The sequence below is a fragment of the Pseudomonas sp. 31-12 genome (assembly GCF_003151075.1).
Taxonomy (GTDB): Bacteria; Pseudomonadota; Gammaproteobacteria; order Pseudomonadales; family Pseudomonadaceae; genus Aquipseudomonas.
In genome coordinates this window covers 6,075,055-6,098,784 of the sequence record NZ_CP029482.1, presented here as the reverse complement: position 1 = coordinate 6,098,784, position 23,730 = coordinate 6,075,055, and the positions used below count along the sequence as shown (strand labels likewise).

Sequence of the window (23,730 nt, the reverse complement as noted above, 5' to 3'; positions counted from 1 at the left end):
ACTACAACCCATGTGGGAGGCATTATTCAGGACAGCAAAAAATAATCGCGACCTTCGACCTGCCCCCTTCGCATCGGGTTCCGCGTGCAATACGGCGCGTAAGCTGCGTCGACGAAGCGGTACATCAAATGCTCATCACGCCCATGGGGGATGCCCAGTCGCGTGGTTTGAATGATGTGAACAGGCGCCGGGCCGACGTCTTCGACCAGCAACACTTCATGGTCAAAACGCTTGGCATCCCAGGCCGGTACCTTCAAACCCAGCGACTTGCAAAGCAATGTCTGCCCGGCGCAAAGCTTTTGCGACGGGCGAGGGCGGCCTTGGGCGTCGGGGTTGTTCAGCAGCATCTGCGCAAGGCTCGCCGGCCCGCTCAACTCGTCGACCCATGGATAGGCAGATTTGATCAGTACCGCGTTGCCCGGCCCCTGGGCGCTGAAGTTCAGGGAATCACCACCGCGGGCGTAATACATATAGATGTGCCCGCCATCCAGAAACAAAGCCTTACGCTTTTCTGTGTAGCCGAGGGACGCGTGGCTGCCTTTTTCTTCGCAGTAATAGGCCTCGGTCTCGATAATCCGGGCGCTGAGCCACAGGTCACCGACTCGATGACGGATGACTTTGCCGAGTAAATCCCGGGCCAGGGTTTGCGCGTCGCGGTCGAAAAACTCGTCCGGGAGCCCCGTGGGCAGGCCTGCAGCGGACGCTCGAACAGTCAGGTTGGACATGATGAACGATGTTTATCAAGGCTGATTGAGTCGTGATGATAACAATCTGCAGCTTAATCCCGGCTGAACGTCGGCTAATTGCCCTCCATTTCGACCATCCGCCCGTCACCGCTGTTAGTCCCGGGACGCGACAGCTATAATCTGCCGCTTTACTCTTTACCAAGACCTTAGCAAAGACCACCACAGACAATGACTGAGTCCGTTCTTGACTACATGACCCGCCTGGGTCGCGCCGCCCGCGAGGCTTCTCGCGTCATTGGCCGTGCCAGCACTGCGCAGAAAAACCGCGCCTTGCAGGCGGCTGCCAATGCGCTGGACGCTGCACGCGCCGAGCTGACGGCGGCCAATGAGCTGGATTTGGCTGCAGGTCGTGCCAATGGTCTCGAACCGGCATTGCTTGAGCGTCTGGCGCTGACCCCGGAACGCATCGACGGCATGATCGTCGGCTTGCGTCAGGTCGCGGCGCTGCCGGACCCTGTCGGCGCGATTCGCGACATGAGCTTCCGGCCATCGGGCATTCAGGTCGGCAAGATGCGCGTGCCGTTGGGCGTGATCGGGATCATCTACGAATCCCGGCCGAACGTGACCATCGATGCCGCGAGCCTTTGCCTGAAATCCGGCAATGCAACCATCCTGCGTGGCGGTTCCGAGGCGATAAATTCCAATCGCGCCATCGCTGCCTGCATTCAACGTGGCCTGGCCGAGGCAGAATTGCCCGCTGCCGTCGTGCAAGTAGTCGAAACCACCGACCGTGCCGCCGTTGGCGCGCTGATCACCATGCCCGAATACGTCGACGTCATCGTGCCCCGTGGCGGCCGTGGCTTGATCGAACGCGTCAGCCGCGATGCCCGCGTGCCGGTGATCAAACACCTGGACGGTATCTGCCACGTCTACGTCAGCGCCCACGCCGATCTGCCGAAAGCCCAGCGCATCGCCTTCAATGCCAAGACTTACCGTTATGGCATCTGTGGCGCGATGGAAACGCTGCTGGTGGATCAAGCCGTCGCCAAGGATTTCCTGCCGTCGATGGCCGCACAGTTCCGCGAAAAAGCCGTCGAGCTGCGCGGTTGCGAGCGCACCCGGGCGATCATCGAGGCTGTCTTGGCCACTGACGAAGACTGGAACACCGAATACCTGGCGCCGATTCTGTCGATCCGCGTCGTTGACGGGCTGGACCAGGCGATCGAGCACATCAATCAGTACGGCTCGCATCACACCGACTCGATCGTCAGTGAAAACCTCGCCGACACCCGGCGTTTTGTGGCGGAAGTCGATTCGTCGTCGGTGATGATCAACACGCCGACCTGCTTCGCCGATGGCTTTGAATACGGATTGGGTGCCGAGATTGGCATTTCTACTGATAAGCTGCACGCCCGCGGCCCGGTGGGCCTCGAAGGTCTGACCTGCGAGAAGTACATCGTGGTCGGTGATGGCCAGTTGCGCGGCCAGGCGTCGGTCTGACTTGGGCGACCTCAAAAAGGCAGCTCCGGAAACCGCCAGCGAGCCTGCGCCTCGACGCATTGGCGTACTGGGCGGGACTTTCGACCCGGTGCACATCGGCCATTTGCGCGGTGCGCTGGAAGTCGCCGAATCTCTGGCGCTCGACGAGTTACGCCTGACACCCAGTGCCCGGCCGCCTCATCGTGGTACGCCGCAGGTGTCGGCGAAGGACCGTCTGGCGATGGTCGAGTGCGCGGTGGCCGGTGTGGCGCCGTTGGTGGTGGACGCCCGCGAATTGCAGCGGGACAAACCGTCCTACACCATCGACACCCTGGAACTGATGCGCGCCGAATTGGCCGCCTCTGACCAGGTTTTTCTACTTTTGGGCTGGGACGCATTTTGCGGCCTGCCCACTTGGCACCGCTGGGAAGAGTTGCTCCAGCATTGCCACATCCTGGTGCTGCAACGCCCGGATGCCGACAGCGAACCGCCGGATGCCTTGCGCAATCTGTTGGCGGCACGCTCGGTGAGCGACCCGCTGGCCCTCAAAGGGCCGAGCGGACAGATTGCATTCGTCTGGCAGACGCCGCTCGCGGTATCCGCCACCCAGATCCGTCAACTGCTGGCCAGCGGTAAGTCGGTACGTTTCCTGGTGCCCGACGCGGTCCTGGCCTACATCGATGCGCACGGACTCTACCGTGCGTCGAACTGAAAAAGGGAGCGCTTCAAAACACGTGAACGCGTGTACCGAAGCGCCCGAACATACGAGCAAAACGAGTTTTATATGACGAACAAAGACGTAACTAAAGTAAAGCGCAAAGGCACGTTCAAGAGCGCCCCGCTGCCTGAGCCGGTTCTCACCACCGAGCCCCTGAAGGGTGATGAGCTGGTCAAGGTTGCCGTAGCCGCCCTGGAAGACGTCAAGGGCCAGGACATCCAGGTCATCGACGTTCGTGAAAAGCAGAGCATTACTGACTACATGATCATCGCCACCGGTACCTCCAACCGCCAGATCGGCGCGATGCTGGACAAGGTCCGAGAAGCCGTCAAAGCCCTGGGCGTCAAGCCACTGGGTGAAGAAGGCAAGGGCGACAGCGACTGGGTGCTGCTGGATATGGATGACGTCATCGTGCACATGATGACGGCTTCGGCTCGTCAGTTTTACGACCTGGAGCGTCTGTGGTCCGGTGCGGAACAGAGCCGTGCTCTGAACGCGGCTCACCACAGCCCGGAAAACACCCATGAGCACTTCGTCAAGCTCAACAAAGACCAGCAATAAGGGACCGCTGTGCGACTGCGACTGATCGCCGTCGGTTCACGCATGCCCAAGTGGGTGGAAGAAGGCTGGCATGAATATGCCAAGCGTCTTCCGTCCGAGCTGGCGCTGGAACTGGTGGAAATACCGCTCAACACCCGTGGCAAGAACGCCGACGTGGCACGCTTCATCCGTCAGGAAGGCGAAGCCATGCTGGCCAAGGTCGGGCCGAATGAGCGTGTTGTCACCCTCGAAGTCCACGGCAAGCCCTGGAGCACCGAGCAGTTGGCGGTCGAACTCGATCGCTGGCGGCTTGACTCGCGCACGGTAAATTTCATGGTCGGTGGCCCCGAAGGGCTGGCGCCGGAAGTGTGTGCGCGGGCCGATCAGCGCTGGTCGTTGTCACCGTTGACGTTGCCGCACCCGCTGGTGCGGATTCTGATCGGCGAACAGCTGTATCGTGCCTGGACAGTCTTGTCCGGCCACCCTTACCACAAGTAGTTCTGCCCTCATGCCCCAGCCGATCCGCATCAAGGACCACGAAAAAGACGCCCGTCTGGTGCGTGGCCGCGTCGTGTTCGGGGCAATTGCGGTGGTGTTGCTGATCTGCGTGCTGATCGCGCGGCTGTATTTCCTGCAAGTGATCCAGTACGAGTACCACTCGACCCTGTCGGAAAACAACCGCGTCCATGTGCAACCGATTCCGCCGACCCGCGGGCTGATCTTCGACCGCAATGGCGTGGTGGTGGCCGATAACCGGCCCAGCTTCAGCCTGAGCATGACCCGCGAACGGTCCGGCGACTGGCAGCAAGTGCTCGACGTGATCGTCGAAGTGCTGGAACTGACACCCGAAGACCGGGTGATCTTCGAGAAGCGCATGCGTCAGGGGCGCCGGCCGTTCGAGCCGGTGCCGATCCTGTTCGAGCTGACCGAAGAGCAGATCGCCCGCATCGCGGTGAATCAGTTCCGTCTGCCGGGGGTGGAAGTGGTCGCGCAGCTGGTGCGTCACTACCCGCAGGGCCCGCACTTTGCGCACTCGGTGGGCTACATGGGGCGGATCAACGAGAAAGAGCTGAAGTCCCTCGACCCGGTCAATTACAGCGGCACCCATCACATCGGCAAAACGGGTATCGAGCGTTTCTACGAGCCCGAGTTGCACGGCCAGGTGGGTTACGAGGAAGTCGAAACCAACGCTCGGGGCCGCGTCTTGCGTGTGCTCAAGCGTACCGATCCGATTCCCGGCAAGGACATCGTCCTGAGCCTGGACATCAAATTGCAGGAAGCCGCCGAAGCGGCGCTCGGTGGTCGCCGTGGCGCTGTGGTAGCGCTCGATCCGAAAACCGGCGAAGTGCTGGCAATGGTCAGTGCGCCGAGTTTCGATCCGAACCTGTTCGTCACCGGCATCGGCTTCAAAGCCTATGCCGAGCTGCGCGACTCCATCGACCGGCCACTGTTCAACCGCGTGCTGCGCGGCCTCTACCCGCCGGGCTCGACCATCAAGCCGGCGGTGGCGATTGCCGGGCTGGATGCTGGTGTCGTGACTGCGTCGAGTCGGGTCTACGATCCTGGCTATTACCAGTTGCCCAATTACGACCACAAATACCGTAACTGGAACCGTACCGGTGACGGCTACGTGGACCTGGACACGGCGATCATGCGGTCCAACGACACCTACTTCTACGACCTGGCCCACAAATTGGGAATCGATCGCTTGTCGGCGTACATGAGCAAGTTCGGCATCGGCCAGAAGGTCTCGCTGGACATGTTCGAAGAGTCACCGGGGCTGATGCCGACACGGGAATGGAAGCGTGCAACCCGACGTCAGGCCTGGTACCCGGGAGAGACACTGATTCTTGGGATTGGGCAGGGCTACATGCAGTCCACGCCGTTACAGCTGGCCCAGGCCACCGCGCTGGTCGCCAACAAAGGTGTCTGGAACCGTCCGCACCTGGCCAAGACCGTCGAAGGCGAGAAGCCGAAGGACGAAAACCCGATACCGGACATCGTCCTGCGCGACCCGTCCGACTGGACCAAGGTCAACCATGGCATGCAGCAGGTGATGCACGGTGCCCGGGGTACGGCGCGCAAAGCGGCGATCGGTGCGCAATACCGCATCGCGGGTAAAAGTGGTACCGCCCAGGTGGTCGCGATCAAGCAGGGCGAGAAGTACGACCGCTCCAAGGTTCAGGAACGCCACCGCGACCACGCCTTGTTCGTCGGCTTTGCACCGGCCGACAACCCGCAAATCGTGGTGTCGGTGATGGTCGAGAACGGCGAGTCCGGTTCCGGCGTCGCCGCGCCCGTGGTGCGTCAGATCATGGACGCCTGGCTTCTGGACCAGGACGGCCGGTTGAAGGCCGAATACGCCAGCCCTATCAGTGCGGAGGCTACGGCCCGTGAAGAGTAATTTCGATCGCATCCTCTCCAGTGAGGATGTGATGCGTCGCCGTGCGACGCTGTTGCAACGCATGCACATCGACGGCCCGTTGCTGATCCTGCTGCTGACCCTCGCCGCCGGCAGCCTGTTCGTGCTGTATTCGGCCAGTGGCAAGAGCTGGGATCTGCTGGCCAAGCAAGCCACTTCGTTCGGCATCGGTCTGGTGTCGATGATCGTTATCGCCCAGTTCGAGCCGCGATTCATGGCGCGCTGGGTGCCGGTTGGTTACGTGATCGGCGTGCTGTTGCTGGTGGTGGTGGACGTCATGGGCCACAACGCCATGGGCGCCACGCGCTGGATCAACATTCCGGGGGTGATCCGCTTCCAGCCTTCGGAATTCATGAAGATCCTGATGCCGGCGACCATCGCCTGGTACTTGTCCAAACGTACTTTGCCGCCTCAGCTCAAGCACGTCGGAGTCAGCCTGTTCCTGATCGGCTTGCCCTTCATCCTGATCGTGCGGCAGCCGGACCTCGGCACCTCGCTGCTGATTCTTGCGGGTGGCGCTTTCGTCTTGTTCATGGGTGGCTTGCGCTGGCGCTGGATCATGAGCGTGCTGGCCGCTGCCGTGCCGGTGGCGGTGGCGATGTGGTTCTTCATCATGCACGACTACCAGAAGCAGCGAATCCTGACGTTCCTTGACCCGGAGAGCGATCCGCTCGGTACGGGCTGGAACATCATTCAGTCGAAAGCCGCCATCGGTTCCGGCGGCGTGTTCGGCAAAGGCTGGCTGCTCGGCACCCAGTCGCACCTGGATTTCCTGCCGGAAAGCCACACCGACTTCATTATTGCGGTCATGGGCGAAGAGTTCGGCCTGGTGGGCATCTGCGCACTGCTGCTGATCTACCTTTTATTGATCGGTCGTGGGCTGGTGATAACCGCCCAGGCCCAGACATTGTTCGGCAAATTGCTTGCGGGCAGCCTGACCATGACGTTTTTTGTTTACGTTTTCGTCAACATCGGTATGGTCAGTGGCCTGTTGCCGGTCGTGGGGGTGCCGTTGCCGTTCATTAGCTACGGAGGAACTTCGCTGGTAACGCTGCTGTCAGCGTTTGGGGTTTTGATGTCGATCCATACCCATCGTAAGTGGATCGCGCAGGTTTGAATAAGGTGAAGATGTCAATGCAAGTAATGCGTGGCTGGGCGACTCGATACGCGCCGTGGGTCGGCCTGGTAAGCATCCTTGGCACAACGCAGGACGCGTTGGCCGGCGATTACGAAGGCTCACCCCAGGTGGCCGAATTCGTCGGTGAAATGACCCGCGACTACGGTTTTGCCGGTGAACAGCTGATGGGCGTGTTCCGCGAAGCCGAGCGCAAGCAGTCGATTCTGGACGCGATCTCGAAGCCTGCCGAACGGGTCAAGCAATGGAACGAATACCGCCCGATGTTCATTACCGACGCGCGGATCGCCCGGGGTGTGGACTTCTGGCGTCAGCACGAGGCGGTACTGGCCCGTGCCGAGCAGGAATATGGTGTGCCGGCGCAGGTGATTGTCTCGATCATCGGCGTTGAGACATTTTTCGGCCGCAACACCGGCAATTTCCGGGTGATCGACGCCTTGTCCACCTTGGGTTTCGACTATCCTCCCCGTGCCGAATTCTTCCGCAAGGAATTGCGTGAGTTCCTGTTGCTGGCCCGTGAAGAGCAGGTCGATCCGCTGACCCTCAAAGGCTCCTACGCCGGCGCAATGGGTTTGCCGCAGTTTATGCCGAGCAGTTTTCGCGCCTACGCGGTGGACTTCGACGGTGACGGCCACATTAATATCTGGACCAACCCGGACGATGCCATTGGCAGCGTCGCCAGTTATTTCAAGCGTCACGGCTGGGTCGCCGGTGAACCGGTGGTCAGCCGCGCCGATGTGCGTGGCGAGCAAGTGGACGAAGGTTTGACGACGGGCATCGAGCCGACTAAAACGGTCGGGGAGTTGCGAGCCTTGGGCTGGTCGAGTCATGATGCGCTGCGCGATGATATGCCGGTCACGGCTTTCCGCCTGGAAGGTGACAACGGCCCCGAATACTGGATGGGCCTGAAGAATTTTTACGCAATCACGCGTTATAACCGCAGCGTGATGTACGCCATGGCGGTACATCAACTGTCTGAACAGCTGGTCCAAGCACGGGGCGTCAAGTAATGCGGGCATTGCCTATGAATAAACCCCTGAAGCTGATGGCATTCGCCGCGTTGGCGGTGCTGGTCGCCAGTTGCTCGACCAGCCGCGCGCCGGCTCAGAAATCGTCATCCACCGCCGTGCGTTCGACGCCGGGGCTGGACATCAACCGTGCGCACAAAGATGGCGCACCGTGGTGGGATGTCGACGTATCGCGCATCCCGGATGCCACGCCGACCCTGCACTCGGGTCCTTATAAAGCCAACCCGTACACCGTGCTGGGCAAGACGTACTTCCCGCTGCAAGAATCCAAGACCTATGTCGCCTCGGGCACGGCGTCCTGGTACGGGACCAAATTCCACGGCCAGAACACCGCCAATGGCGAGGTGTATGACCTGTACGGCATGAGTGCCGCTCACAAGACTTTGCCACTGCCAAGTTACGTTCGGGTGACCAACCTGGACAACCACAAGAGTGTGATCCTGCGGGTCAACGATCGTGGGCCGTTCTATTCGGACCGCATCATCGACTTGTCATACGCCGCCGCGAAAAAACTCGGTTACGCCGAAACCGGCACTGCGCGGGTCAAGGTCGAAGGCATCGATCCGCAACAGTGGTGGGCACAAAAGGGCCGTCCGGCGCCTTTGATGCTCAACGAGCCGCAAGTAGCGCAAAATGCCGCGCCGACGATTACCGCTTCGGCAGGCACCGTCGAGCAATGGACGCCACCGCCGCAGCAACACGCGGCGGCCGTAGTGCCCGTGCAGATTGATGCAAAAAAAAACGCTTCTGTACCAGCCTCTGGCCAGTATCTGCAGGTGGGCGCGTTCGCCAACCCGGACGCTGCAGAGCTCCTGAGATCGAAGCTCAGCGGGATGGTGAGCGCTCCGGTGTTCATCAGCTCGATCGTGCGTAATCAACAGACGCTGCATCGGGTGCGCCTGGGGCCGATCGGCTCGCCGGGTGAAATCCAGCAAGTGCAGAACAGCGTGCGCCTGGCCAATCTCGGTTCGCCGAGCGTGGTCACCGCCGAATAATACGTAGTACTTGATTGACGGTTCACTTGCGGTTTGGGGGGTGGGCCTGGTTGTTGGCTCTTGAAGAACAAAAGCCCGGCAAGGGTTCTGAGTGAGCAACTGAACACGCGATGGCCCGTTAGAAGGTCATCTGATTAGTTTTGCCTTCGGGCAGTTTCCATTAGCGATTTCGAGAGACGGATGAACATCACCACCTTTGCCAAACGCCTGTGCCTGCTAGTCCCGCTGCTCCTCTCGCCTGCCGCGTTCGCGGTCGAGATGATGCCGTCGCCACCACAACTGGCTGCTAAATCCTACGTGCTCATGGATGCCAGCAGCGGCAACGTGCTGGTCGAGAACAACGGTGACCAGCGTTTGCCGCCGGCCAGCCTGACCAAGCTGATGACCGCGTACATCGCGACCCTGGAAATCCGTCGTGGCCAGATCGGTGAAAACGATCCGGTGACTGTCAGCGAAAACGCCTGGCGTACCGGCGGTTCGCGGATGTTCATCAAGGTTGGTTCGCAGGTTACTGTCAGCGACCTGCTGCACGGCATCATCATTCAGTCGGGTAACGACGCCAGTGTTGCGCTCTCCGAGCACATCGCCGGCAGCGAAGACGCATTCGCCGACATGATGAACAAAACCGTGGCCGACCTGGGCATGACCAACAGCCACTTCATGAACCCGACCGGTCTGCCGAACCCTGAGCACTACTCGTCGGCTCACGACATGGCCGTGCTGGCTCGCGCGATCATCCACGAAGACCCGGCTCACTATGCGATCTACTCGCAGAAAGAGTTCTTCTGGAACGGCATCAAGCAGCCTAACCGCAACCTGCTGCTGTGGCGCGACAAGACCGTCGATGGTCTGAAAACCGGCCACACCGACGAAGCCGGCTACTGCATGGTGTCTTCGGCCGTACGTGATGGCATGCGCCTGATCGCCGTGGTGTTTGGCACCAACAGCGAAGTGGCCCGTGCTTCCGAAACCCAGAAGCTGCTGACCTACGGTTTCCGCTTCTTCGAAACCCAGACCTTCTATCAGAAAGGCGCCGAGCTGGCTCAGGCTCCTGTCTGGAAAGGCAGCACCAATCAAGTCAAGGCCGGCCTGGCTCAAGACCTGACCATGACCCTGCCAAAAGGCCAGCTGAAAAAGCTCGCCGCGAGCATGACCATGAATCCGCAACTGGTTGCGCCAATCGCCAAGGGCGACGTGATCGGTAAAGTCGAAGTGAAACTGGACGACAAGGTGGTGCGCAGCGCTGACCTGATCGCCCTGGACGCTGTCGAGGAGGGTGGTATCTTCCGCCGCATGTGGGATAGCATCCGTCTATTCTTCTACGGCTTGTTCAACTGAATTAGTGTGGACTTGCATGGCCCCGTTCCAATCCGGAGCGGGGCCATGTCCGTTGCCACGGCTTACGAGGCCGTTACGCCATGACAGATACCGAAGTAAAGGCGCCAAAGATCGAATTCCCCTGCGCGGATTACCCAATTAAGGTGATCGGCGATACCGGCGTGGGTTTCAAGGACAAGATCATCGCGATCCTTGAGAAACACGCGACCGTTGACCACAAGACCCTGGCCGAGCGCCAGAGCACCAACGGCAAGTACACGACCATCCAGTTGCACATCATCGCCACCGGCCAAGAACAGCTGTATGACATCAACAGCGAGTTGCGGGCTACCGGTTTCGTGCACATGGTGCTGTGATGTCTGGCACGCTGGGCTTTCGCGAGCTCGGTCAGATGGCTTACGAGCCGGTCTGGCATGCCATGCAGCGGTTTACCAACGAACGCGGCAGCGATGCCGCGGACGAGATCTGGCTGGTCGAACACCCGCCGGTGTTCACGCAAGGCCAGGCCGGCAAGGCCGAGCACTTGCTGCTGCCGGGGGATATCCCGGTGGTGCAGGTTGATCGCGGTGGTCAGGTGACTTACCACGGCCCTGGCCAGTTGGTGGCCTACCTGTTGCTCGATGTGCGCAAACTGGGTTTCGGCGTGCGTGACCTTGTCACCCGCATGGAACATTGCCTGATCGAGCTGCTGGCCAGCTACGGTGTGACCGCAGCGGCCAAGCCCGATGCGCCGGGTGTCTACGTCAACGGGGCGAAAATCGCGTCCCTGGGTCTGCGGATCCGCCACGGTTGCTCCTTTCATGGCCTGGCCCTGAACGTGGACATGAACCTGGAACCGTTTCGACGGATTAATCCCTGCGGCTACGCCGGGCTGGCGATGACCCAGCTGAGCGATCACGCAGGATCGATTGAATTTGCCGAGGTAAGTGCCCGGCTGCGCGCGCAGCTCGTCAAACACCTCGACTATGCTGAGCAGACGACCCTAACGGGCGGAATCGACTGATATGACTACTGATGCAGTGCAAACCATGATCCCGACGCTGGATGTTACCGAGCGTCCGGCCCCGCGTGCCAAGGTTGAAGCCGGCGTCAAGCTGCGCGGCGCCGAGAAGGTTGCACGTATCCCGGTAAAGATCATTCCGACTACCGAACTGCCGAAGAAACCTGACTGGATCCGCGTGCGCATCCCGGTTTCCCCGGAAGTCGACCGCATCAAGGCCCTGCTGCGCAAACACAAGCTGCACAGCGTGTGCGAAGAGGCGTCCTGCCCGAACCTGGGCGAGTGCTTCTCCGGCGGCACCGCGACCTTCATGATCATGGGCGACATCTGCACCCGTCGCTGCCCGTTCTGCGACGTGGGCCACGGTCGTCCGAAGCCACTGGACGTCAATGAGCCGGAAAGCCTGGCCATCGCCATCGCCGACCTGAAACTCAAATACGTGGTGATCACCTCGGTTGACCGCGACGACCTGCGTGACGGCGGTGCCCAGCACTTTGCCGACTGCATCCGCGAGATCCGCAAGCTGTCGCCGAACGTGCAGCTCGAAACCCTGGTCCCGGATTACCGTGGCCGCATGGACGTCGCGCTGGAAATCACCGCAGCCGAGCCGCCAGACGTGTTCAACCACAACCTGGAAACCGTGCCGCGCCTGTACAAGGCTGCGCGTCCGGGTTCGGATTACCAGTGGTCGCTGACTCTGCTGCAACGCTTCAAGCAGATGATGCCGCACATTCCGACCAAGTCCGGCCTGATGCTGGGTCTGGGTGAAACCGACGAAGAAGTCATCGAAGTCATGAAGCGCATGCGCGAACACGACATCGACATGCTGACCCTGGGACAGTACCTGCAACCGTCGCGCAGTCACTTGCCGGTTCAGCGTTTCGTGCACCCGGACGTATTCGCCTGGTTCGCCGAGGAAGGTTACAAGATGGGCTTCAAGAACGTCGCTTCCGGCCCGCTGGTACGTTCCTCGTATCACGCCGACGAGCAGGCGAAGCTGGTTAAAGCTGAACTGATCTCGTCCTTGTAACAAAGCGCCCGCAAGGTTTTTCAAACCTTGCGGGCGTTTTTGTTGGCCGTGCCTACGGCCGCTACCGTCTTTTCCTGCAACCTGCGGGGCGATTGATCCTCTTCTGTTTGTCCCCGTTCCTGACTACTGTGTGGTGAAGCTTTTCGCGCAGGGAGATTCATGGATGACCGTTCGACCCACTCACACGCTGTTTCCTCACTCACCCGTTCCGGCCTTGCCTTCGCAAGGGCTGATCGGCGTCATTGCGCCCGCCGGTCCTGCCGGGCTGGACACCGATAAGGCCGTTGCCTGGATGCGTGCTCGCGGCTATGCGCTGCGGGTGTTTCCTGGGGTGTACGAGCAGGATGGCTACCTGGCCGGCAGCGACGATGTGCGGCTCAATGACTTGCACGCGGCGTTCGCCGACACCGAAGTCGACGCGATCATTTGCCTGCGTGGCGGTTACGGTACGCCGCGCCTGCTCGATCGAATCGATTTCGAGTTGCTGCAAAACAACGCCAAGCCGTTTATCGGCTACAGCGACATCACTGCGCTGCACGTGGCAATCAGCCGTTACGCCGGTTTCGTGACCTTTCACGGTCCGCTGCTCAATGCCGATTTGCTTGGTGAGAAGCAAAAGCCGACCGAGTCTTCGTTTTTCAACATGCTCAGAGGGCAGGTGAAGGCGGGCAGTGTGATTTTGCACCCTGTGGCTTTCCCGCTGACCACAATTGAGCCTGGCATTGCTCACGGGCGTTTGCTGGGGGGCAATCTGTCGATGATAGCCGCGACCATGGGCACGCCTTACGAGATGGACGCTGAGGGCGTGATTCTGCTGATCGAGGACATCAACGAGCCGCTGTATCGCATCGACCGCTTGCTGACTCATCTGCGCCTGGCTGGCACGCTGGGCAAGTTGCGCGGAGTTCTGGTGGGCGATGTGGCGGGGGTTGATGTGATGGCGCTGGAGCGATTGCTCAAGCAGACATTCGAGTCGTTGCGGATTCCGGTGCTGGCCGGGTGGCGCAGCGGGCATTGCGATCCGAACCTGACGTTACCGATGGGCGCGTTGGTTCGACTGGATGCGGGGAGGAAGGAATTGGTGTTGGAGCAGGATGTGGTGGTCAAACGGTAGACAGTTGTCGCCTGACAGTCAGTCTTCGCGAGCAAGCCCGCTCCCACATTGGTTTTGTGAACGACACAAAAACTGTAGGAGCGAGCCTGCTCGCGAAGCTTTTAACGGTTCCGCAGGCCTTCAAGCAGTTTGTGCGTTGGATACCCATCCGCCGGCCAGCCAAAGGACTGCTGTGCACTACGGATCGCTTTGCGAGTGTTGGCGCCGATGATGCCGTCGGCAGTGCCCGCATCGTAGTTCTGCGCGCTCAGCAGGCTTTGCAGTTCGATCCGCTCGGTGCGGCTCAACGGCAAATCATCTTTTGGCCAGGTGCCGTTGATCAGTCCGCCGCCATTGAAGCGCTCGGACAACAGGCTCACCGCCAATGCGTAAGACGACGAGTTGTTGTACTTGAGGATCGCGCGGAAGTTGTCGAGCACCAGGAACGCCGGGCCGCGATAACCGGCTGGCAGCAGCAGGGCGGCGGACAGGTGTTCGGAGCCCGCCGGAACCTGGGCTCCATTGGGCAGCGAGACACCTAACTGTTGCCATTCCGCGACGCTCTTGCGAATCGTGCCGTCGGCCAGAACGTAATTGAAGCTACCCGGCAACTGCACTTCAAAGCCCCATGGCTGGCCTCTCTGCCAGCCGGAGCTTTGCAGGTAGTGCGCTGTCGAGGCGAGGGCGTCGGCCGGGCTGTTCCAGATGTCCCGGCGGCCGTCACCGTCGAAGTCCACGGCGTGGGTGTTGTAGGTGGTCGGGATGAACTGGGTCTGGCCCATGGCACCGGCCCAGGAGCCGAGCATTTTTTCTGGCTCGATATCGCCTTGTTGCAGGATCTGCAGAGCGGCAATCAGTTGCGCATGAGCAAAGCCTGGACGCCGGCCTTCGTAGGCCAGGGTCGCCAGGGAGTTGATCACGGACTTGTTGCCCTGGAACTGACCGAAGTTACTCTCCATGCCCCACACCGATACCAACGCCTGGCGATCGACGCCGTAGCGCTGTTCGATGCTTTGCAGGATGTCAGCGTATTGGCTGACCAGCGCCTGACCTTTACGTACCCGCAGCGGCGACAGGGCGCCGTCGAGGTATTCCCACACCGGACGGGAAAATTCGGGCTGGCTGCGATCGGCGCGGATCACGCTGTTGTCGAGGCTGACATTGGCGAACGCGCGGTCGAACAGATCGGCGCGAATGCCGGCGGCCAGCGCATCTTTGCGGAAACCCGCCTGCCATTCGGCAAACGTCTGGGTGGGCTGGATGTCGAGGTTTTCACCAGTCGGCACCACGGGCGGAATGACCGCAGGGGCTGTTGCGACGGGAAGGGTCTGAAGCGGCTGGGCGTCAGCGGCGGTCGGTTTTTCCGCGCAGGCGACAAGCAAAATGAGGCTGGAGGCAGCGATCAGTTGGCGCAGGGGCCAACGACGGGAAATACAAAGGGGCATGCACAGGTCCAGGGAATACGAATCAGGTGCAGACCTTAACATGTTGAGCGATGGCTTGCCTTTCAGGCCGCCAGAAAGTAAGAAGCCTCCCAGCTATTAGACTGGAAGGCTTCGCGGCGGTAGCTGCCTTTGCCCTTTCCGGCTCGTTCCTGACGGCTGCGGAACAGTGGCTGGGCGATGATGGATTTGGCCTTGTTGGGGCCATTTTTGGATGGCTTTTTACTCATGATCGGATCTCTCGGATGAGTGGGTTTTGCGGGGGAAATAATCTGCTGAAGTTGGAGGGCTGTCTAGTCCCCGTATTGCGTAGGCAATGATATCTGTGGCGAGGGAGCTTGCTCCCGTTGGACTGCGCAGCGGTCCCCTGCTTTCAGGGATAAGCGGGGTCGCTTCGCAACCCAGCGGGAGCAAGCTCCCTCCACAAAAAACCTTACTCCGCAGGCAACGTCAGCCGTTGGCCCGCCATCAACAACGACAACCGACTAAGACTCATCCACGGCGATCCGGCAGCCTGACCCTTAATCTGCGCATCAATGCGCTGCGCTTCCAGCAACAACTGCGCCCAGCGTTGCGCCGGGTAGCGTTGCAGGGCTTTGCTCATCAGCGGTTTGCGCTTGTCCCAGACTGGCGGTCGAGCCTGGCTGAAGGCTTTGTCCAGCGGCACGCCCTGGCTGTATTGCAGCGAAAGGTTGGCCAACAGACGCAGCTCCCGGGCCAGCGCCCAGAGAATAACCGGGGGTTCGACGCCTTCCCCGCGCAGCCCTTCGAGGATGCGCAGGGCATGGGCGGCTTCGCCGTTGAGAATCGCGTCGGTCAGGCCAAAGACATCGAAGCGCGCACTGTCGGCCACCGCCGCTTGCACGGTTTCGACGGTGATCTGGCCACCTTCGGCCATCAGCTTGAGCTTTTCGATTTCCTGAGCGGCGGCCAGCAGGTTGCCCTCGACACGCGCGGCAATCAGTTCCACGGCGTCCTGGCTGGCGGAAAGCCCGGCCTGGGACAACCGTTGACGAATCCAGCTTGGCAACTGGTTGGCATCCACCGGCCAGATCTGCACGAACTGCGTCTGCTGTCCTTCGACCAGCGCCTTGCCCCACTTGGTTTTCTGCGCACTGCCATCCAGCTTGGGCAGGCTGATCAGCAGCACCGTGTCTTCGGCCGGGCGCGAGCAGTACTCGATGAAGGCAGCGGCGCCTTTGTCACCGGGTTTGCCGGATGGCAAGCGCAGCTCCAGCAGGCGCTTTTCGGCGAACAGCGACATGCTTGCCCCGGCTTGCAGCAACGTCCCCCAGTCGAAACTGGCGTCGGCGGCGAAGACCTGGCGTTCGTCAAACCCCTGTTGGCGAGCGGCGGCACGAATGGCGTCGGCGGCTTCCTGACACAGCAGCGGGTCATCGCCACTGATGATGTAGATAGGCGCGAGGGTGCCTTGCAGGTGCTTGGCGAGTTGGGCAGGGGCGAGTTTCATAAGAGAGGTCGAACGGGGCGCTTGGGCGCCCCGTAAGTCTTATTGCTGCGGGATTTCGATGGGCGACTGACGCGGGGTTTCCGCTTCAGCTTTCTGCGCCGCTTCCAGTGCCTGGGCTTCGGCTTTTGCCTTGGCGTCGGCGGTCTGTTGCAGTTGCTCCAACTGAGTCGGAGAGAGCTGTGACAGGCGCAGCATCATGCGTTGAACCAACTCGCGACGGGTTTCTGTGCGAGCCGTATTGGCTTCCTGGTCGGAACCCACCAGGTTGTTGCCATCGTGGATGAAGATCTTCTGCACTTCGAGCTTGTCGCTCAGCAGCGGCAGGCCTTGCGCACCCCGGATGTCGTAGCTCAACACGGTGCTCACCTGATATTCGCCAGTACGGCCGGCACCGGCGTAGCTGAGGATGCGCTGGCTTTCCTGCTCATCCGTTAACACAAGCTTGTACGGCGCTCCGGTGTAAACCTTGACGCCGCTGCTTTGCAGCACTTGACGCAATTGCGTCACGGTTTCGCCGTAGGCGTTGCGGGCGCTCAGATCGAGCTCCTTGATCGCCATTTCATTGGTGCCGGTGCCGCGCAGCTGGAAACCGCAGGCGCTCAACAGGACCGCAAGGCCCATCACCAGCAAATTGCGTTTGATCATCTTGTTGCTCCCCTTGAAACCATGTGGGTCGACCGTGCGGCCCGAAAGGTTTTACTCGGCGCCAGGCTCACCTGGCGCCTGATCCAATTTTAGCTGGCGACGATATTGACCAGTTTCCCGGGCACTACAATCACTTTACGAATAGTCAGGCCGTCGACAAAGCGCAGCACGTTCTCGTTGACCCGGGCAGCGGCTTCGACTTCTTCGCGAGTCGCGGTGGCCGGCATTTCGATCTGGCCGCGCAGCTTGCCGTTGACCTGGATGACCAGCGTCAGGCTGTCCTGCACCAGCGCGGTTTCGTCCACCACCGGCCAACCGGCGTCGATCACCGGGCCAGCGTGACCCAGTTGATGCCACAGCTCGTGGCTGATGTGCGGGGTGATCGGAGCCAGCAGCAACGTCACGGCTTCCAGCCCTTCGTGAACCAGTGCGCGATCCTGTTCTGAGCCTTGCGCGGCTTTTTCCAGCACGTTCATCAGCGTCATCACCTGGGCGATGGCGGTGTTGAATTTGTGGTTCTGACCGACGTCGTGGCTGGCCTGCTTGATGGCCAGGTGGATCGAACGGCGAATGGTCTTCTGCTCGTCGTTCAGGCTGGCGATGTCCAGTTTGCCCGGCAGGCCCTGAGTGACGTGGGCTTGAGCCAGACGCCAGACGCGCTTGAGGAAACGGTGCGAACCTTCGACGCCGGAGTCGGACCATTCCGCGCTCATGTCAGGTGGCGAGGCGAACATCATGAACAGACGGCAGGTGTCTGCACCGAACTGGTCGATCATCGATTGTGGGTCGACGCCGTTGTTCTTCGACTTGGCCATCTTCTCGGTGCCGCCGATTTCCACCGGCAGGCCGTCTGCGATCAGCTTGGCGCTGATGACCTTGGCCTTGCTGTCGCGTTCGAGTTCGACGTCCGCCGGGTTGAACCAGGTGTAAGCACCATTGGCTTCGCGACGGTAGTAAGTCTCGGCAATCACCATGCCCTGGGTCAGCAGGTTCTTGAACGGCTCGTTGGAGCTCACCAGGCCTTCGTCGCGCATCAACTTGTGAAAGAAGCGCGCGTACAGCAGGTGAAGAATCGCGTGTTCGATACCGCCGATGTACTGATCAACCGGCAGCCAGTGGTCAGCCGCGGATTTTTCTACCAGGCCGCCTTCATAGTGTGGCGAGGCGTAACGGGCGTAGTACCACGACGACTCGACGAAGGTGTCCATGGTGTCGGTTTCACGCTTGGCCGGTGCGCCACATTTCGGGCAAGCGCACTCGTAGAACTCAGGCATGCGCGCCAATGGCGAACCGGCGCCATCCGGCACCACGTCTTCCGGCAGTACGACAGGCAGTTGATCTTCCGGGACCGGCACGTCACCGCAGGTGGTGCAGTGGATGATCGGGATCGGGCAGCCCCAGTAGCGCTGACGGCTGATGCCCCAGTCGCGCAGGCGGAACTGGGTACGCGAGGCGCCGAGGTTTTTCTTGATCAGCGCGACTTCAATGGCGTCGAATGCGCCAGCGAAGTCCAGGCCGTCGAACTCACCGGAGTTGATCAGCGTGCCGTGCTCGCCGTAAGCGTCCTGCCATGGAGCGGGGTTGGTGTCGCCAGAGCTGGTGCGCACCACGGACTTGATCGGCAGGTCGTACTTGGTGGCGAACTCGAAATCACGTTCGTCGTGAGCCGGGACAGCCATGACAGCGCCATCGCCGTAATGCATCAGCACATAGTTGGCGACCCACACCGGGAGTTTCTCACCGGTCAGCGGGTGCTCGACGAACAGCGAGGTCGGCAGGCCTTTTTTCTCTTGGGTGGCGACGTCGGCTTCGGCAACGCTGCCGCCCTTGCATTCAGCGATGAACGCTTGCAGTTCAGGGTTGTTCTGCGCGGCCAGGGTGGCCAGTGGGTGTTCGGCGGCCACGGCGACGTAGGTCGCGCCCATCAGGGTGTCCGGACGGGTGGTGAAGACTTTCAGCGCGCCGGCTTCGCCGATGGAGTCGACGTTGTACGGGAACTGCACTTCCATGCCACGGGATTTGCCGATCCAGTTGCGCTGCATGGTCTTGACCTGTTCAGGCCAGCCAGTCAGTTCGTCGAGGCTCTCCAGCAGCTCATCCGCGTAGGCGGTGATCTTGAAGTAGTACATCGGGATTTCGCGCTTTTCGATCAGCGCGCCGGAACGCCAGCCGCGGCCGTCGATTACTTGTTCGTTGGCCAGGACGGTCTGGTCGACCGGGTCCCAGTTCACGGTGCCGCTTTTCTTGTAGATCACGCCTTTTTCGAACAGGCGAGTGAACAGCCATTGTTCCCAGCGGTAGTAATCAGGCTTGCAGGTGGTCACTTCGCGGGACCAGTCCACCGCCAGGCCCAGGCTGCGCAGCTGGGTTTTCATGTAGGCGATGTTTTCGTAGGTCCACTTGGCGGGCGCTACGTTGTTCTTCATCGCGGCGTTTTCCGCCGGCATGCCGAAGGCGTCCCAACCCATGGGTTGCAGGACGTTTTTGCCTTGCATGCGCTGGTAGCGGGAGATCACGTCGCCGATGGTGTAGTTGCGCACGTGCCCCATGTGTAGCTTGCCGCTGGGGTAAGGGAACATCGACAGGCAATAGAAAGTCTCCTTGCCTGGCTGTTCACTGACTTCAAAGGACTTTTGCTCATCCCAGAACGACTGGGCGGCGGCTTCGATTTCACGGGGCTGATATTGTTCGTGCATGGCTACTTTTGAACTGAATAGGGGTGGCCTAATCCTCTTCAATGCAACGCTGGACGGTGACGACGCCAAATCGGCGTTTCGGTGCCCACGCGAGCTGGAAGTGGAGTTACAGGAAGCGCCGTAGCATACATGACCGCACTCTACCGAGGGAAACCCTGATTACTGCCGCGCGTCTTGTGAAAACCGCCGCGAGGGCCGTTGGTCGCGGCATCCAGCCGGTTTGTTCATGGAAGCTAAGCTCTAAATGGGGAGCGAGTCTTATCTTCAATGAGGTGAGGGATGGTTGAGTCACAGAAAAAAGTCACGAAACCGCAGTTGTACGAAAGGCTGATCGATCGTCTGGGGATGGCCCTGGACGCAGCTAAAACCGCGGACCGGCTACGCGATGAGCGTCCCCTGGAGCTGGAACTGCGTGGGTTGAGCCCCGCAGAGTTTGCACTGGTCAAAGCCTATCTGGACCGCAGTGAACGTGAGACGCACGGATGCTTGTCTGCAGCAGTGAAGCAACTCGACGCACCACGTTCGGCCAAGATCATCTGGCTCAAGGACAAGGCACCTGGCAGGGACGCGGAAAAGGTCCGGTCTCTGCAGTTCAAATAACGACTGCAAGCCATGTCCCATGGCTTTTTAAAGAATAGTCCTTCCGCACTTGTTGTCGCATTGCGTCAACCCACTTAGGCTTCGGGCATCTTTTGGAGATGCTCGATGCCTTTTCGCTATTTCGTGAAACAACTTCTATTGCCGCCCGGCATTCTTTTGCTGTTGCTGATACTTGCGTGGTGGTTGCGCCGCTCTAGGCCGAGGCTTGCGGCGGTTTTCTTTACCTTGGGTTTCGGCGGCTTCCTGTTAATGAGTTTGCCGGTGGTGGTGCAGTGGGGCGCCAAGGCGCTGGAAAGTGAGCCGCCACTGGCACGGGAGGAATGGGCCACCCTGAACCAGCGCGCGGATGCGATTGTGCTGCTGGGTTCCGGGCGTGAGCGTGGCGATATTGCCTGGGGGGTTGATCAGCCGACAGGTATAGGTCTGGAGCGCGAACGGTATGCGGCGCGGCTGGCCAAGGCTTCCGGGTTGCCCGTTCTCACCAGTGGCGGCCTGCATTACGGTACGCCGCCCACCGAAGCGAAGTTGATGGCGGATTCGTTGCTCGATGATTTCGGCGTGACCGTGCGCTGGCAGGAAGGGCGCAGCCGCACGACGTGGGAGAACGCGCAGTTCAGCGCCGAGGTGTTGTTGCCGCAGGGAATCAAGCGGGTAGTGGTGGTCACACAGGCCTGGCACATGCCGCGATCGGTCTGGAGTTTTGAACAGGCAGGGTTTGAAGTGGTGCCAGCGCCGGTGGGGTTTTTAGGCGTAGACAATGCCCGGCCGCTGGGCGGCTGGATGCCGGAATTCAAATCGATCTGGCAGAGCGGGCAGTTGTTGAATGAGGCGGTGGGGCAGATCGGGTATTCGCTGTTTTACCGACAGAAATAATCGATACCTGTGGCGAGGGGGCTTGCCTCCGTTGGGCTGCGGAGCAGCCCTGAAGTCATGCGACGCGGCGCAGCGGGTAAAGTCGCGATTGCAGGTTTTACGACTGCTGCGCAGTCGAACGGGGGCAAGCCCCCTCGCCACAAAAGCTCGCCAGTCTCAGACGGTTTTGGCCATCCGGTTCGCCACCAGTGCCCAGCCAAACAACAACACACAAACGATGATCAACGGCCACGAACGCCATTCCAGGTAAGGCGTCAGGTTGTGCATCGGCACGACTTCGCCGTACAGGATGCCGCGTTCAAACTGTGGGATCTGCACCGTGATCTGCCCGAACGGGTTGATCAGGCCGGTCACGCCGTTGTTGGTGGCGCGGATCATCCAGCGGCCGGCCTCGAGCGCGCGCATCTGCGCCATCTGCAGATGTTGCAGCGGACCGATGGAGGTGCCGAACCAGGTGTCGTTGCTGATGGTCAGCAGCAAATCACTGCGAGCCGCCAGACTGGCGGCGAATTCCGGGTAGACCACTTCGTAGCAGATGAATGGCGCGATCTGATAACCCTTGGCTTGCAGCATGGCCTGGTCAGCCGGGCCACGGGCAAAGTCAGACATCGGCAGGTCGAAAAACGCGATCAGCCCGCGCAGCACGTCCTGCAACGGAACGTATTCGCCAAAAGGCACCAGCTTTTGCTTGAGATAGGTGCCATCGCCTTCACCGAGCACGGTAATGCCGTTGAAGAAGCGTTTCTCGTGGCGGACTTCCTGGCGGATCGGAACGCCGGTAATCAGCGCAGATTTACGCTCTGCGGCGAAATTCCCCATCATGTTCAGGTAGCCCTCGGCGGACTCCTTGAGCACCGGGACGGCCGTTTCCGGCCAGATCAGCAAGTCGACTGGCTTGGAGCTGAGGCTCATGTCGCGGTACAACGCCAGCTGCGCGTTGAGCTGCGCCGGGTCCCACTTCATGCTTTGTTCGATATTGCCCTGAATGGCCGCGACGCTCAGCGCCGGGCCCGCCGGGCTGGTCCAGGCGTGTTCCTTCAAGGCCATGCCGGCCACCCAAGGGCCGACCAGCAGCAACACGCCTGCGGCGATGAAGCCTTTGCGGCCCGTGCGCACCAGACGTATTGAGTTGTAGATCAGCGCAGCCGTCAGGGCCAGGGTGAAGGAAATCAGCCACATCCCGCCGACGGGGGCGAGCCCGGCCAGCGGGCCGTCGAGCTGGCTGTAACCGGAGTAGAGCCACGGGAAACCGGTGAGAAACCAGCCGCGAAACGCTTCCTGGCCGACCCACAGAGCTGCAAACGCCAAGGCATCCGCCAGCGGTGCTTCGTTACGACGCAGCCAGCGCGCCCAGATCCAGGCGGGCAGGGCGAAGAACCAGGCAATCGCCGCCGTGAAGATCAGCATCAGGAAACCGGCCAGCAGCACCGAAGCGCCGCCGAAGTGGTGGATGCTGTAATAGATCCAGCTAGTGCCGGCGCCAAACAGGCCGAAACCGAAACACCAGCCACGGCCCAAGGCCTGACGAGGACTCAGTTCGCGCAAGCCGGCATAAAAGAAGCCGACCGCCAGCAATGCCAACGGCCAGATATCGAACGGCGCCAGGGCCAGGGTGGTGAGTGCACCGGCCGCCACGGCCAGCAGGTTACCGGGCCAGCCGGGGCGGGTCATACGATGCATTTCAATCCTTAGAATTACCGGGCAATAGGCGTCAGGCGAAGCAAGTGAATCCGACGGCTGTCGGCGTTCAGGATGCGGAAGCGATAAGGACCGATTTCAGTGATTTCATTGCGTTTTGGCAAGTGCCCGAACGCGCTCATCACCAGGCCGCCAACGGTGTCGAACTCGTCGTTGGAGAATTCGCTGTCGAAGAACTCGTTGAAGTTCTCGATCGGCGTGAGGGCCTTGATCAGGAAGTCACCGCTTGGAAGCGGCTTGATGTAGCTGTCTTCCTCGACGTCGTGCTCGTCTTCGATGTCGCCGACGATCTGTTCCAGCACGTCTTCGATGGTCACCAAGCCCGCTACACCGCCGTATTCGTCAATGACGATGGCCATGTGGTTGTGATTGGCGCGGAACTCACGCAGCAGCACGTTCAGACGCTTGGACTCGGGCACGAAGGTGGCCGGACGCAGCAGATCCTTGATGTTGAAGCTGTCGCCATTCTCCTTGAGGATCAATGGCAGCAAGTCCTTGGCCAGCAACACGCCCATCACGTCATCGTGGCTTTCGCCGATGACAGGGTAACGGGAGTGAGCCGAGTCGACCACGGCAGGCAGGAACTCGCGAGGTGTCTGGGTCGCCTTGATGCTGATCATCTGCGAGCGCGGGACCATGATGTCCCGTACTTGCAGGTCAGCGACCTGAATGGCGCCTTCGACGATGGCCAGCGCTTCGCTGTCCAGCAGTTTGTTTTGGTGTGCGTCGCGCAGCAGCTCCAGCAGCTCCTGGCGGTTCTTCGGCTCGTGGGCAAAAGCCTGGGTGAGCTTACCCAGCCAAGACTTTTGCCCGTTGCTCGATCGATCTTCGCTCATAGCGA

23 protein-coding genes are annotated in these 23,730 nt (G+C 60.7%); 15 read left to right on the top strand and 8 right to left on the bottom strand.

Going from position 1 to position 23,730, the window contains the following annotated elements; genetic code table 11:
- Positions 1–26: 26 nt before the first annotated feature.
- Complete coding sequence (locus DJ564_RS28825) at positions 27–725, bottom strand: DNA-3-methyladenine glycosylase (protein ID WP_109635140.1); 699 nt, start codon at positions 723–725, stop codon at positions 27–29.
- A 189-nt stretch (positions 726–914) separates the two neighbouring features.
- Between DJ564_RS28825 and DJ564_RS28820 the strand changes: the two genes are divergently transcribed.
- The 13 genes from DJ564_RS28820 to DJ564_RS28760 all read left to right on the top strand — a co-directional run bounded on the left by DJ564_RS28820 (position 915) and on the right by DJ564_RS28760 (position 13,485).
- Positions 915–2,186 (top strand): glutamate-5-semialdehyde dehydrogenase, encoded by a 1,272-nt coding sequence (locus DJ564_RS28820; protein WP_109635139.1) that lies wholly within the window; start codon positions 915–917, stop codon positions 2,184–2,186.
- Complete coding sequence (gene nadD, locus DJ564_RS28815; protein ID WP_109635137.1) at positions 2,155–2,877, top strand: nicotinate-nucleotide adenylyltransferase; 723 nt, start codon at positions 2,155–2,157, stop codon at positions 2,875–2,877. Before DJ564_RS28820 ends, nadD begins: the two co-directional genes overlap by 32 nt.
- A 72-nt stretch (positions 2,878–2,949) precedes the next feature.
- Positions 2,950–3,444 carry a ribosome silencing factor gene (gene rsfS / locus DJ564_RS28810; protein ID WP_010467363.1) on the top strand — a complete coding sequence of 165 codons (495 nt, stop codon included), beginning with the start codon at positions 2,950–2,952 and terminating at the stop codon, positions 3,442–3,444.
- A 9-nt stretch (positions 3,445–3,453) separates the two neighbouring features.
- On the top strand, positions 3,454–3,921 hold the full coding sequence (rlmH, locus tag DJ564_RS28805) for a 23S rRNA (pseudouridine(1915)-N(3))-methyltransferase RlmH (RefSeq protein ID WP_007937439.1): 468 nt from the start codon (positions 3,454–3,456) through the stop codon (positions 3,919–3,921).
- A 10-nt stretch (positions 3,922–3,931) separates the two neighbouring features.
- Positions 3,932–5,827 carry a penicillin-binding protein 2 gene (gene mrdA / locus DJ564_RS28800; RefSeq protein ID WP_109635136.1) on the top strand — a complete coding sequence of 632 codons (1,896 nt, stop codon included), beginning with the start codon at positions 3,932–3,934 and terminating at the stop codon, positions 5,825–5,827.
- A gap of 31 nt (positions 5,828–5,858) precedes the next feature.
- The gene (rodA, locus tag DJ564_RS28795) at positions 5,859–6,962 is read left to right on the top strand and encodes a rod shape-determining protein RodA (protein ID WP_162556277.1); all 1,104 of its coding nucleotides are present in this window, start codon (positions 5,859–5,861) and stop codon (positions 6,960–6,962) included.
- A gap of 17 nt (positions 6,963–6,979) precedes the next feature.
- Entirely contained in the window at positions 6,980–7,990 is a 1,011-nt protein-coding gene (gene mltB / locus DJ564_RS28790; RefSeq protein ID WP_010467366.1) for a lytic murein transglycosylase B, read from the top strand.
- Entirely contained in the window at positions 7,990–9,003 is a 1,014-nt protein-coding gene (locus DJ564_RS28785; RefSeq protein WP_109635134.1) for a septal ring lytic transglycosylase RlpA family protein, read from the top strand. The genes mltB and DJ564_RS28785 overlap by 1 nt, the downstream gene beginning before the upstream one ends.
- 180 nt (positions 9,004–9,183) lie before the next feature.
- Positions 9,184–10,341, top strand: coding sequence for a D-alanyl-D-alanine carboxypeptidase family protein (locus tag DJ564_RS28780; RefSeq protein WP_109635132.1), 1,158 nt, complete (start codon positions 9,184–9,186; stop codon positions 10,339–10,341).
- An 80-nt stretch (positions 10,342–10,421) separates the two neighbouring features.
- Positions 10,422–10,697 carry a DUF493 domain-containing protein gene (locus DJ564_RS28775; protein ID WP_008152827.1) on the top strand — a complete coding sequence of 92 codons (276 nt, stop codon included), beginning with the start codon at positions 10,422–10,424 and terminating at the stop codon, positions 10,695–10,697.
- On the top strand, positions 10,697–11,344 hold the full coding sequence (gene lipB / locus DJ564_RS28770) for a lipoyl(octanoyl) transferase LipB (RefSeq protein WP_109635131.1): 648 nt from the start codon (positions 10,697–10,699) through the stop codon (positions 11,342–11,344). Before DJ564_RS28775 ends, lipB begins: the two co-directional genes overlap by 1 nt.
- A 1-nt stretch (position 11,345) precedes the next feature.
- On the top strand, positions 11,346–12,371 hold the full coding sequence (gene lipA, locus DJ564_RS28765) for a lipoyl synthase (RefSeq protein ID WP_109635129.1): 1,026 nt from the start codon (positions 11,346–11,348) through the stop codon (positions 12,369–12,371).
- 163 nt (positions 12,372–12,534) lie between these two features.
- A complete protein-coding gene (locus tag DJ564_RS28760; protein WP_109635127.1) occupies positions 12,535–13,485 on the top strand; it encodes an LD-carboxypeptidase in 951 nt (316 codons plus the stop codon).
- 101 nt (positions 13,486–13,586) lie between these two features.
- On the opposite strand, the gene DJ564_RS28755 is transcribed toward DJ564_RS28760, so the two are convergent.
- The 5 genes from DJ564_RS28755 to leuS all read right to left on the bottom strand — a co-directional run bounded on the left by DJ564_RS28755 (position 13,587) and on the right by leuS (position 19,718).
- Positions 13,587–14,909, bottom strand: a complete 1,323-nt coding sequence (locus DJ564_RS28755; protein ID WP_109635125.1) for a lytic murein transglycosylase — start codon at positions 14,907–14,909, stop codon at positions 13,587–13,589.
- 62 nt (positions 14,910–14,971) lie between these two features.
- Positions 14,972–15,136, bottom strand: a complete 165-nt coding sequence (gene arfA, locus DJ564_RS28750) for an alternative ribosome rescue factor ArfA (protein ID WP_094470475.1) — start codon at positions 15,134–15,136, stop codon at positions 14,972–14,974.
- Between the two features lie 203 nt (positions 15,137–15,339).
- Positions 15,340–16,377: a DNA polymerase III subunit delta gene (gene holA, locus DJ564_RS28745; protein WP_109635124.1), complete on the bottom strand. Its 1,038-nt coding sequence runs from the start codon at positions 16,375–16,377 to the stop codon at positions 15,340–15,342.
- A gap of 39 nt (positions 16,378–16,416) precedes the next feature.
- Positions 16,417–17,022 (bottom strand): LPS assembly lipoprotein LptE, encoded by a 606-nt coding sequence (lptE, locus tag DJ564_RS28740; RefSeq protein ID WP_109635122.1) that lies wholly within the window; start codon positions 17,020–17,022, stop codon positions 16,417–16,419.
- An 89-nt stretch (positions 17,023–17,111) separates the two neighbouring features.
- Entirely contained in the window at positions 17,112–19,718 is a 2,607-nt protein-coding gene (leuS, locus tag DJ564_RS28735; RefSeq protein ID WP_109635120.1) for a leucine--tRNA ligase, read from the bottom strand.
- Between the two features lie 279 nt (positions 19,719–19,997).
- On the opposite strand from leuS, the gene DJ564_RS28730 reads away from it, so the two are divergent.
- Both DJ564_RS28730 and DJ564_RS28725 read left to right on the top strand, forming a co-directional pair.
- Positions 19,998–20,318 carry a hypothetical protein gene (locus tag DJ564_RS28730; RefSeq protein ID WP_109635118.1) on the top strand — a complete coding sequence of 107 codons (321 nt, stop codon included), beginning with the start codon at positions 19,998–20,000 and terminating at the stop codon, positions 20,316–20,318.
- A gap of 105 nt (positions 20,319–20,423) precedes the next feature.
- A complete protein-coding gene (locus DJ564_RS28725; protein WP_109635117.1) occupies positions 20,424–21,191 on the top strand; it encodes a YdcF family protein in 768 nt (255 codons plus the stop codon).
- Between the two features lie 156 nt (positions 21,192–21,347).
- On the opposite strand, the gene lnt is transcribed toward DJ564_RS28725, so the two are convergent.
- Together lnt and DJ564_RS28715 are read right to left on the bottom strand one after the other, a co-directional pair.
- Positions 21,348–22,871: an apolipoprotein N-acyltransferase gene (gene lnt, locus DJ564_RS28720; RefSeq protein ID WP_109635115.1), complete on the bottom strand. Its 1,524-nt coding sequence runs from the start codon at positions 22,869–22,871 to the stop codon at positions 21,348–21,350.
- A 14-nt stretch (positions 22,872–22,885) separates the two neighbouring features.
- On the bottom strand, positions 22,886–23,725 hold the full coding sequence (locus DJ564_RS28715) for an HlyC/CorC family transporter (protein ID WP_109635113.1): 840 nt from the start codon (positions 23,723–23,725) through the stop codon (positions 22,886–22,888).
- Between the last annotated feature and the right edge of the window lie 5 nt (positions 23,726–23,730).

Excerpts from the sequence above, each read along its gene's own strand:
- DJ564_RS28825 (WP_109635140.1), bottom strand. The coding sequence starts at position 725 with ATGTCCAACCTGACTGTTCGAGCGTCCGCTGCAGGCCTGCCCACGGGG.
- DJ564_RS28820 (WP_109635139.1), top strand. The coding sequence starts at position 915 with ATGACTGAGTCCGTTCTTGACTACATGACCCGCCTGGGTCGCGCCGCC.
- nadD (WP_109635137.1), top strand. The coding sequence starts at position 2,155 with ATGGCCAGTTGCGCGGCCAGGCGTCGGTCTGACTTGGGCGACCTCAAA.
- rsfS (WP_010467363.1), top strand. The coding sequence starts at position 2,950 with ATGACGAACAAAGACGTAACTAAAGTAAAGCGCAAAGGCACGTTCAAG.
- mrdA (WP_109635136.1), top strand. The coding sequence starts at position 3,932 with ATGCCCCAGCCGATCCGCATCAAGGACCACGAAAAAGACGCCCGTCTG.
- rodA (WP_162556277.1), top strand. The coding sequence starts at position 5,859 with ATGCGTCGCCGTGCGACGCTGTTGCAACGCATGCACATCGACGGCCCG.
- mltB (WP_010467366.1), top strand. The coding sequence starts at position 6,980 with ATGCAAGTAATGCGTGGCTGGGCGACTCGATACGCGCCGTGGGTCGGC.
- DJ564_RS28785 (WP_109635134.1), top strand. The coding sequence starts at position 7,990 with ATGCGGGCATTGCCTATGAATAAACCCCTGAAGCTGATGGCATTCGCC.
- DJ564_RS28780 (WP_109635132.1), top strand. The coding sequence starts at position 9,184 with ATGAACATCACCACCTTTGCCAAACGCCTGTGCCTGCTAGTCCCGCTG.
- DJ564_RS28775 (WP_008152827.1), top strand. The coding sequence starts at position 10,422 with ATGACAGATACCGAAGTAAAGGCGCCAAAGATCGAATTCCCCTGCGCG.
- lipB (WP_109635131.1), top strand. The coding sequence starts at position 10,697 with ATGTCTGGCACGCTGGGCTTTCGCGAGCTCGGTCAGATGGCTTACGAG.
- lipA (WP_109635129.1), top strand. The coding sequence starts at position 11,346 with ATGACTACTGATGCAGTGCAAACCATGATCCCGACGCTGGATGTTACC.
- DJ564_RS28760 (WP_109635127.1), top strand. The coding sequence starts at position 12,535 with ATGACCGTTCGACCCACTCACACGCTGTTTCCTCACTCACCCGTTCCG.
- DJ564_RS28755 (WP_109635125.1), bottom strand. The coding sequence starts at position 14,909 with ATGCCCCTTTGTATTTCCCGTCGTTGGCCCCTGCGCCAACTGATCGCT.
- arfA (WP_094470475.1), bottom strand. The coding sequence starts at position 15,136 with ATGAGTAAAAAGCCATCCAAAAATGGCCCCAACAAGGCCAAATCCATC.
- holA (WP_109635124.1), bottom strand. The coding sequence starts at position 16,377 with ATGAAACTCGCCCCTGCCCAACTCGCCAAGCACCTGCAAGGCACCCTC.
- lptE (WP_109635122.1), bottom strand. The coding sequence starts at position 17,022 with ATGATCAAACGCAATTTGCTGGTGATGGGCCTTGCGGTCCTGTTGAGC.
- leuS (WP_109635120.1), bottom strand. The coding sequence starts at position 19,718 with ATGCACGAACAATATCAGCCCCGTGAAATCGAAGCCGCCGCCCAGTCG.
- DJ564_RS28730 (WP_109635118.1), top strand. The coding sequence starts at position 19,998 with ATGGTTGAGTCACAGAAAAAAGTCACGAAACCGCAGTTGTACGAAAGG.
- DJ564_RS28725 (WP_109635117.1), top strand. The coding sequence starts at position 20,424 with ATGCCTTTTCGCTATTTCGTGAAACAACTTCTATTGCCGCCCGGCATT.
- lnt (WP_109635115.1), bottom strand. The coding sequence starts at position 22,871 with ATGCATCGTATGACCCGCCCCGGCTGGCCCGGTAACCTGCTGGCCGTG.
- DJ564_RS28715 (WP_109635113.1), bottom strand. The coding sequence starts at position 23,725 with ATGAGCGAAGATCGATCGAGCAACGGGCAAAAGTCTTGGCTGGGTAAG.